At 63.6% G+C, this 9,864-nt stretch carries 7 protein-coding genes; all 7 read right to left on the bottom strand.

Translation table 11 applies throughout. From position 1 onward, the window contains the following. Positions 1–34 precede the first annotated feature (34 nt). Positions 35–628: an NYN domain-containing protein gene (locus tag AC58D2_RS19555; protein ID WP_497392716.1), complete on the bottom strand. Its 594-nt coding sequence runs from the start codon at positions 626–628 to the stop codon at positions 35–37. Between the two features lie 23 nt (positions 629–651). Further along, the gene (locus tag AC58D2_RS19550; protein WP_494227454.1) at positions 652–2,205 is read right to left on the bottom strand and encodes a type IV secretory system conjugative DNA transfer family protein; all 1,554 of its coding nucleotides are present in this window, start codon (positions 2,203–2,205) and stop codon (positions 652–654) included. 168 nt (positions 2,206–2,373) lie between these two features. Beyond that, positions 2,374–3,300: a cation diffusion facilitator family transporter gene (locus AC58D2_RS19545; protein WP_494227453.1), complete on the bottom strand. Its 927-nt coding sequence runs from the start codon at positions 3,298–3,300 to the stop codon at positions 2,374–2,376. Next, positions 3,287–3,664, bottom strand: coding sequence for a DUF190 domain-containing protein (locus AC58D2_RS19540; RefSeq protein ID WP_494227452.1), 378 nt, complete (start codon positions 3,662–3,664; stop codon positions 3,287–3,289). Before AC58D2_RS19540 ends, AC58D2_RS19545 begins: the two co-directional genes overlap by 14 nt. After that, positions 3,657–6,914: an efflux RND transporter permease subunit gene (locus AC58D2_RS19535; RefSeq protein WP_497392715.1), complete on the bottom strand. Its 3,258-nt coding sequence runs from the start codon at positions 6,912–6,914 to the stop codon at positions 3,657–3,659. Before AC58D2_RS19535 ends, AC58D2_RS19540 begins: the two co-directional genes overlap by 8 nt. Before the next feature lie 3 nt (positions 6,915–6,917). Beyond that, complete coding sequence (locus AC58D2_RS19530; RefSeq protein ID WP_497392714.1) at positions 6,918–8,075, bottom strand: efflux RND transporter periplasmic adaptor subunit; 1,158 nt, start codon at positions 8,073–8,075, stop codon at positions 6,918–6,920. Between the two features lie 91 nt (positions 8,076–8,166). After that, on the bottom strand, positions 8,167–9,471 hold the full coding sequence (locus tag AC58D2_RS19525) for a TolC family protein (protein WP_497392713.1): 1,305 nt from the start codon (positions 9,469–9,471) through the stop codon (positions 8,167–8,169). Positions 9,472–9,864 lie beyond the last annotated feature (393 nt).

Here is a 9,864-nt window from a genome sequence, read left to right as displayed (position 1 = left end):
GTAATGCGAAATACTATCGAACAAAATATTCCCCCTAAAAATAATCTCCCCGATCCAGGCATCTATCGTATAAACATTTTTCGAAGCGAATCCATTGCGTTCGATCCACGCCCCGGTCGAATGTCGATCTCGCACTTGTCGGAAATGCGCTCGCCAGTGGAATCTCTCGCTGCTGATTGGCGGCGATTGCTTCGATTTCCGGAACCAGTTCGTTGAGGTCTTGGTCTTGCGAGTAGATGATCGCTGCGTCCAGTTCCATGCGCCGGGCCATTCGCACGGCATCGAGCGCGATACGGATATCGATACCTTTCTCCTCCGGTCGGGTGTGCATCTCGATTTGCCCATTTTCGTCATAGGCCAGATGGTCGCGATATCTTAGCGGGCGGGTGGTTACCGTGACGCCAGCCTCCTCCATCGCGCGAAGGCGGTTGCTCCAGAAGGTGTGCCAGCGCGGTTGCTGCTTTTGCGAAGGCATGCCGGTGTAGAAACGGATCGGTCCGGGCGTGAAGCCGGCAAGGCTGCACATTTCGCGATGCAGCAGCAGGGGATCGAAATTGGGCTCGCGATAGCCGAAGAGCCGTTTCACCTGCTGGAACAGATTCTGCCCATCGATGAAGGCGATCGCCACGGGCGCGTCACGATCATCGCACATCATTCGGCGTCCCCATCCGGCCCCGCAATGTCAGACGGCATTTTGAATGGGTCTCCAGATAAATCAAACGGGCCATTTGCGTCGTCGCGGGCGTGGCGGATCGAAGGGCGCCGATACCGGCGGACCCGCCCCCAATTGTCGCGTATGGCGAATTTCTCCGGGTCGCTTTTCGCATAGAAGCGGTTTTCGTCGGCCTGTCCGGCAAATGCGGGGTCGAAAAGATAATTCGGTTTGCGGGCAATCACCGGCTGGTCTCCGGCAATCGACAAGACCATCTCTTCGGCCTCGAGGTCCTGCAGAGCGCGCCAGTCGTGGTAACCTGTCAGGTCTGCGCCATCGCGCGCGACCGCTGCGTTGGCGAAACCGAAAGCCTGCAGCACCTCGCAATTGTTGACCATCGTCTGCCAGTCTTGCGGATACATCATCTTGAGCTGGCTGAGGTCCTGCCAGAAGCTCCATGTGCGAAGGCCATATCCGCGCAGGAGGGTAATGGCCTGGCGTAGCTGCTTTAGGGCCCCAAGCTGCGCCGCCTCGTCGAGAATGAACAAGGTCGGCAGGTCTGGGCGCTGGCTGCGCCTTGTGATGGCGCTCATCATCGCGCCAATCCACAGCCTTAGCAGCTTGCCGTGACTTTCGAGCTTTTCTGGAGGCACGACGATGAAGATCGACAGCGGATCGCCGCGGGTGATCGCATCGAGATCGATTGTCGATTGTCCGAGGGTTTGCTGCGCGCCGGAGCTCCGCAGAAAATCGGTGTGCGATTGCGCCGTGGAAAGGATCGAAGCCCACACCTTGGCCTCCGCCGTATCACGAATAGCGCGGCCCTGACGCACGCTTGGATGCGAACTCTTGGCCATTTCCTTGAAGGTAAAGCCGATCTCCTCATTCGACTGGTTGAGCAAATAGTGCATCTCGGTCAGGTTGCGGAGTATTGGCGGACGCGCCACCGCGACGTGCAGCAGCATGGTGGTGACGAGCGACTGGGCGCGACTGTCCCAGAAGGGATCTCGCGTGCTCGTCTCGGTGACGAGCAACTCGGCGAGTTCGGCCGCATCGTCGATCGCGTCCGGCGACGCGGTATCGATCAGGTCCAGCGGATTGAGGGCGTCGGTCGTTTCGCCCACGATTCCGAACGGGTCGAGAACCCGAACGTCTTGGCCGAGCTCGCGGCGTCGACGGGCGGCAACCTGATAATTTTCGCCCTTCGGATCGATGACGATCACCGAACCGCGATAGCGAAGCAAGGCGGGGACAATGCATCCGACGCCCTTGCCGGCACCGGTTCGAGCCAAGGTTATGAGATGGCCGTCACCGGTATGGAGTATCGGCTCGAGCAGGTCGCTGCCTGCGTCTTCATCTTCCACGGCATCGCCGAAACGGAATCCCATGACAGGTCTGTGCCGTTCTTCTTCCAGCGAATAGCCGATCAACAAACCGTCGGACTCGAGCCGGGTCGGCAGGCGGGCCGTTAGCGAGCTATTGCCATGCGGACCCGAAATATCAGAGATTGAATTTCGCTGTGATATGGCCTCGTCACGCTGTTCGTCTGACAAATCATCCCCCTTGCTTGGACTGGCGGCCCTGACCTTTAGCAAGCCATCTACTGTCTGTATTCCGATGCCATGAAGAGAAGTAGCTCGCAACCTCGTCCAGGGATAGGAATGTCCGCTTCCTTTCCTTTTCAACCTGGGAGCTGCCAAACAGAAATCGGCCAGCAAAACTTAAGGATGAGTTGTGTTCTCACAAGACGCCTCGCCTGACTCCACCTGGAGCGTTATATGGTCGATCCCAAATTCTTCGATCAGCCTGTCGGCAACGCGGACCCGTAAATCCTGTTCATTTTCCGTCAGGTCGATGACGACGTGCGCCGTCAGGCTCGCGTCATGACCCGCGATCGACCAAAGATGTAGGTCATGAACGCTTGCGACGCCGGGGACCGTTGCTATCGCGGCGCGCACCTCATCGAGATCGACGCCGCGCGGAACACCCTGAAGCAGGATGTTGCTGGTGTCGCGCAGCAGGATCCAGGTGCGCGGCAGCACCCAAAGGCCGATTGCGATCGCGACAAGGGCATCGACCCAGGTCCAGCCGGTCGCCCAGATAATCGCAGCAGCAGCGATGACGCCGAGCGATCCCAGCATATCGGCCCATACCTCGAGATAAGCGCCCTTCACATTAAGGCTCTCGTCGCGTCCGCCCGCCAGCACGCGCATCGCGATGAGGTTGACCACCAAGCCGAACCCCGCAACCACAAGCATCCCGATCGATCCAACCGGCAGAGGGTCGAGGAAGCGTTGGATTCCCTCGTAAAGTACATAGGCAGCGATCGCGAACAGGAGCAGCGCGTTGAACGCCGCCGCGAGAATCTCGAAGCGTCTATAGCCATAGGTCCGCTTTTTGTCGGCGGGCCGCTGGCCTATGCGGATCGCGGCGAGCGCGATCCCCAGCGCCGCTGCGTCGGTGAACATATGCGCTGCGTCCGAGAGCAGCGCGAGGCTGTTGAACAGCCACGCCCCGATCAGTTCTGCGAAGAGGAATGTTCCCGTGAGGGCGAGCGCGATCACCAGGCTGCGGGCATTGGCCCCGGCGGTGTGATCGTGGCTATGCCCGCCACCCGGGGCGTCGTCGCCATGATTATGGCCTGCCATTTTTATCTCCTCTCTCTCGGCTAACACCGTCATCGAGGTTCAGATGCGCCGACTTGCCGCCAAGCAGTTCGATTGCCTCGAGCGTGATCAGCCCGATGTCGCTCACATCGGCGATGCGCGCCGCGAAATCGCGGAGCCGTGCCTCATCGTCGATGATCTCGATCACGACAGCGCGGTCGTTTTCAAGCGCATGGCGCCGGTGGACATGGGCCGAGCGGCCGAAGCCGAGCATTGCCTCGAGGATTGTCATCCCCGCCATCTGCTGCTCGCGCGCGAGCGCGGCGATGAATTCGAACAGTCGCTGGTCGCCGAGATAGGCCGACTCATCGGTGTAGATGCGGAGCAATTTCGACGTCTTATCCATGATCCTCTCCATTTTGGACGGGGGCGTTTTCGCGCGGTATCCACCGCATCTTGCGCCGACCCGGTCGCCAGTTCAGCACCACCTTGGCGATCGCGGGCAGCACAAGCAGCGTCAGCACGGTGGCGGCGATCAGGCCGCCGATCACCGTCGTTGCGAGCGGCTTTTGCACTTCGGCACCGGTGCCGGTCGCGAGCGCCATCGGCACGAAGCCGATTGCGGGAACGAAGCCGGTCATGATTACCGCGCGCATTTTCTCGATCATGCCGTCGCGGATGGCCTCGTCGAGCGCCATCCCGCCTTCGATCCGTTCGCGGATCGCGGTCATCACGACGAGGCCGTTGAGCACCGCGACGCCGGCAAGGCATATGAAGCCGACCGCCGCCGACACCGAGAAGTTGATCCCGGTGACCGCGAGCGTGAAGACACCGCCAGCAAGGCCGAGCGGCACCGCGAGAAACACTGCGCCGGCGCGTCCGAAACTGCCCAGCGCCAGGTAGAGCAGCACGAAAATCCCTGCGAAGCACAGCGGCACCATGATCGCGAGCCGGTTCGATGCGGCTTGCAGGCTCTCGAACTGACCGCCCCATTCGAGATAATAGCCCGGGGGAAGCGGCACCTTGGCAATTTTTGTCCGCGCCTCGGCGACGAACGACCCGGCATCGCGGCCCTCGAGATTTACCTGCACAACAACCCGGCGCTTGCCATTGTCACGGCTGACCTGGTTGAGTCCCTCTGTAAGCCGGATTCGCGCGACCTGCGCGAGCGGCACCTGCTTGCGCGCGCCGGCACTGGCGTCGGGGAGCAGCACGGGCAGCGCAGCAATGTCGTCGAGATTGCTGCGCGTCGCTTCGGGAACCCGAACAATGATGTCGAAGCGCCGGTCACCCTCGTAAAGCAGCCCCGATTCGCGTCCGCCAAGCGCCGCAGCGATAGTATCAGCCACGTCTTCGACGGTGAGGCCGTAGCGAGCGATTGCGGCGCGATCGAGCGCAACGTCGAGCGTCGGGGCGCCGCCGACCTGATCGGCCTTGACGCTGCCGGCACCCGGAATCGTCTGGAGCACGCGGACCATCTCGTTCGCCGCTTGCGACATCTTGTCGAGATCGTCGCCGTAAAGCTTGATTGCAACGTCGCCGCGCACGCCCGCAATCAGTTCGTTGAAGCGTAATTCGATCGGCTGGCTGACTTCGTAAAGCTGGCCGAGCACCCCGTTCGCCGCCTTCTCGACCCGCGCGATAACGTCGGCCTTGGTCGTGACGCCGGCAGGCCATTGTTCCTGGGGTTTGAGAATGACGAAGCCGTCGGAGACGTTCGGCGGCATCGGATCGGTGGCGACCTCGGCCGTTCCGGTCTTCGAGAACATGATATCGACTTCGGGAAGGCTGCTGACGGCTTCTTCCACCTTGCGTTGCATTGCCAGCGACTGTTCCAGGCTGACCGAGGGGACACGCGTCGAGGCGAGCGCGAGATTCTTCTCGTCCAGCTTGGGGATGAACTCCGATCCCAACATCCCGAAGACCGGTATTGCGGACAGGAAGAAAAGCAGGCCCGCTCCGATGAACCGCCAGGGCCGCGCGATCGCCTTGTCGAGCAGCGGCCGATAACGACCCTTCGACTTGCGGATCAGCCACACTTCCCTTTCGGCGACGCGTCCGCGAATAATGAGCGCGACAAGCGCCGGAACAAGGGTGATCGCGAGGATGAACGCCGCGATCAACGCAAGCATGATCGTAATCGCCATCGGCGAAAAGGTCTTGCCTTCGATCCCGGTGAACATCAGCAAGGGCGCAAAGGCGAGGAGGATGATCGCCTGGCCGAAAACGGTCGGCCTGATCATCTCCTGCGAGGCTCGCATGGTTTCTTCGAGCCGTTCGCGCAGGTCGAGCAGGCGACCTTCGGACTCCTGGCGGTGCGCGAGCCGCGCAAGGCAATTCTCGATGATAATAACCGCGCCGTCGACGATCAGGCCGAAGTCCAGCGCGCCGAGGCTCATGAGGTTACCGGGAACGCGAAAGGCGTTCATTCCCATCGCCATCATCAGGAAGGAAAAGGGGATGACGAGGACCGCGATGATCGCCGCGCGCCAGTTGCCGAGGAGCAGAAAGAGCGCCGCGGCCACGAGCAGCGCCCCTTCGGTCAGATTCTTTTCGACCGTTCCGACCGTCGCGTTGACCAGCTTCGCGCGGTCGAGGACGATCGCCACCTCGATGTCGGGGGGCAGTGTCTGCCTGACCTGGTCGATCTTTGCCGAGACATCCTCGGCGACCGTGCGGCTGTTCTCGCCGATCAGCATCAGCACAGTGCCGATCACCGCCTCCTTGCCGTTCATGCTGCCAGCGCCGGTCCTCAGATCGCCGCCGATCGTCACATCGGCGATCTGGCCGACCGTCACCGGCAACCCGCCGCGCGTCGCGACGACGGCATTTCGGATCTGGTCCGCCGAGCGCACCCGCGCATCGACGCGCACCAGATAGGCCTCGCCCGCGCGGTTATAGTAGTTGGCACCGACCGCGAGATTGGCCTTTTCCAGGGCTTCGCCGAGTTCGCTGTAGGATATCCCATAGCTGGTGAGCCGCGTCGGATCGGGCTCGACGACGAAGGTCTTGGCATAGCCGCCGATCGAATCGACTCCCGCCACGCCTTGGACTGATTTGAGCTGCGGACTGACGATCCAGTCCTGTACGGTGCGCAGATAGCCGGCAATGGCCACCTCGCTGGCGAGGAGGTCGCCCTCGGGCGTGAGATATCCACCGCCCGGCTGCCAGCCCGGTCGTCCAGCGACGGTCTTGGCGCCTTTGCCATCGGGGTGGGCATAGCCCACAGTGTACATGACCACTTCGCCAAGCCCGGTGGTTACGGGGCCGATCTGCGGCTGGACGCCGTCCGGAAGATTATCCTGCGCCTGCGACAGCCGCTCGCCGACCTGTTGCCTTGCGAAATAAAGGTCGGTCGAATCCTTGAAGATCGCGGTGACCTGGCTGAAGCCGTTGCGCGAGATCGAGCGCGTTGTTTCGAGGCCGGGAATTCCAGAGAGCGAGATTTCGATCGGATAAGTGACGAGCTTTTCGATCTCGACCGGTGAAAGCCGGGGGTCGACCGTGTTGATCTGGACCTGATTGTTCGTGATGTCGGGAACCGCATCGATCGGAAGCTTCGTCAATTGCCAGACACCGAGGCCGGCAATGATGAGGAAGAGGAATAGGACCGCCCAGCGTGCGCGGACGGCAAGAGCCATCAGTCGTGCAATCATCGCTTATTCCTCCTCGCCCACGCCCTTGCCGAGTTCGGCCTTGAGCAGAAATGCGTTGCGGGTGGCGATCATCGCGCCCGCTTTCAGTCCCGAGAGGATCTCGACCCGTCCCGCGCTCCGCTGGCCCACCGTCACCGGCTGCGCGCGAAAGCCCGTCTTGGTGCGAACGAACACCACGTCGCGACCCTCGAGCGTCTGGAGCGCGTCTTCGGCGATGGTGATGCGACCGGCGTCGGCGCCGGTCCCGCGTGACGGGAAGAGCCGCGCGCGCACCGCGAGCCCGGGCTGGAGATTGCCCGCGACATCCAGCACCGCGGTCGCGGCGCGCGTGTCGCCGGAAAGGCCCGGCGTTATGGCGCGCACGCGGGCATCGAGGCGGCGCCCGTCGGGCAGCTCGACGATGGCCTTGTCGCCGCTCGCGAGCCGCTCGGCATCGACGGGGGTCACAGGTGCGTCGATCTGGACGCGCGACGGGTCGGCGACGCGGAACAATTCGGTTTCGGGCTGGACGAAGGCGCCCAGGCTGACATTCTCGGCGGTCACGCGGCCCGAGATCGGGCTCGCGACGATGACGCTGCTGCCATCGCGTGAAACCTGCGCGGCGCTCGCGGCCGCGCGCGCGCGCCGCGCTTCGGCTGCGGCTGCCGCTGCTTCGGCTTGCGCCTGCTCATAATCGACGCGGGCCGACACTTTCTGCTCGAAAAGCGTGCGCTCACGCTCGAGGTTGCGCTGTGCAAGCGTCGCGCGGGCTTCGGCAGCGGTTCGATCGGCCGCGATCTGCGCCGCCTCGCGGCTCTGCACGATGGCCAGCGGCTCGCCCGCGCGAACGGGGTCGCCGAGCTGTTTGAAAAGCCGCGTCACAGCTCCGCCGGCGCGGGCGGTCACGACAGCCTCGCCGTTCGGCGTGGCCGTTATCGTCGCCTGCGACAATATCTCCGAACCGAGCCCGCCGGCTCTTACCGCCTCGACGCCCAGGTCAGCTGCCTCGATCGCCGCCGGGGTAATCGCGAGGCTGTCGGATAGGGCGTCATTTTCTTCAGCTTCGGCATTGGGTGCGGTAACGGGCTCGGCCGTGCATTTTGCCAGCGAAAAGCCGGCGGCGCCGGCAAGGGCGATGGCGCCGGCCACGGAGGCCAGCAGTCGCTTGTCTGTAGTTATCATCGGGAATCTCCGGAAAGGTGGAAAGGGCCGCGCGGTGGGCAGGCCGAAATAGGGAAGGCGGCTTCGCCGCGGGCGCATTGGGCCAATCGGCTCATGGCAGTTCACCGCCCGGAATCGCGGCGGCCTGACGCAGCAGGACCGCGTGGGCTTCGGCGCGGGCACGCCGCGCCGCGATCAGGACGGCCTGTGTTTCCGCATAGGCCTGCTGTGCGTCGAGATATTCGACGAGCGACGATTTGCCGGCCCGATAGGATAGCTCGGCAAGCCGCACTGCCTCGCGCGCCTGTTCGATCGCGCTGCCCTCAAGCGCGGCCAATCGCGCTTCGGCGCTCGCGAGTTGCGCTTCGCCATTGGCGATTTCTGCCTGGGCGGCCAGTATCGCATCGTCGCGCCGCGCCACCGACGCGGTGATGTCGGAGCGCGCCGCGGCGACATTGCCCTGGTTGCGATCGAAAATCGGCAATGGCAGCGATAGGCTGGCAACGAGCGCACGATCACCTGTCTCGCTGATCTGGCGCACCCCGACGCCGACGCTGGGATCGACACGGCCCTCGGCGCGTGCGCTGCCGAGCCGGGCTTCGGCGATCGCTCGTTGGGTCTCGGCAAGCCGCACATCGAGCGTCATGCGGGGATCGATGGCTTCCGGCGTCGTCTCGGGATCGCTGTCGATCAATTCGGCGGGCGGCGCGTCCAAGCCGATGAGCGCTGCGAGCGAGCGCCGCGCGGTGCGCTCGGCGGCCTCGGCCGAACGCAGGTCGGCCACCGTCTGCACGAGCGCGGAATTGGCGCGCAGTACGCGCAGCGGCGGCTCGTTCCCCGTATCGACCAGCGTCTGGGCGACGCGGGCCATTTCGCGTGCGCGCACTTCATTCTCGCCAGCGAGGGCGAGCGCATCGCGTGCGGCGATCGCATCGGCGAAACTATCGCGGATCGCGAGCGCGAGGTCGGCGCGCGCGATTTCGAGGCGATATTGCGCAGCAATCAGTTCGGCATCAGCCAGCGTAATGCGCGCATGGCGCCGCCCGCCGAGATCGAGGCGCTGATTGATCGCAACGGTCGTCTCGCGGCCGTTGAAGCCCGAATAGGCACCGGTGCCGGCGAAATTCTCGATCTCGACGCTGATCTCGGGATTGAAGCGAAAGGAGGACTGCCGACGGCGCCCTCTGGCGGCCTCGACCTCGGCCGCGGCGGCGGCGATACGCGGCGAGCGCGCGTCGGCAGCCTCGAGTGCCTGTGCCAGCGTGAGCCGCGCCGGCAGCGGCGTCGGTGCCATTGCCGCTCCCAGCGGCGTCGGCGGACCGACCGGCATTGGATCGGAGCCCTGCGCAGCCGCAGGCGTAGCGTGCGACGAGGCCGCAAGCGCCGCGAGCGTCGCGGCGACAATTAGAAATCGCATGAAGGAAAAACTCCTGACGGTCGAAGGACGTGCGCCTCGGGAAAGGCAGGCGCGACCCCTGGATCGTCAGGCGATGGGTGGTCTGAAGGTTCCGAATGCAGCGGCGGGCGGCAGCGAGGCCGAACGGGGCGGAAGGCGGCGGGATGAAAAGGCCAGCCGGATGGTGTCTGTCATGTAATCCGCGGTTACGCCCGAATGATGTCCGTGACAGCCGTGGAATTTCTCGGACGATTGCTTGTCGCTATCGGGTGCATGATCGCCCGAAGCCTTAGGCTTCGTGGACAAAGCTTGACTGTGGACTCGGACCTTGATTCAAGGCTGGCTTTTGGAGGCTGCCTTGGGCGAGCGGATTGGCGTTACAGACGAAGAATGGGAAGTGATCGGGCCGCTACT

It is taken from the genome of Sphingopyxis sp. CR5, assembly GCF_059693785.1.
Note: the sequence above shows the minus strand (reverse complement) of the source record. Positions and strands in the feature narration are given on the sequence as shown.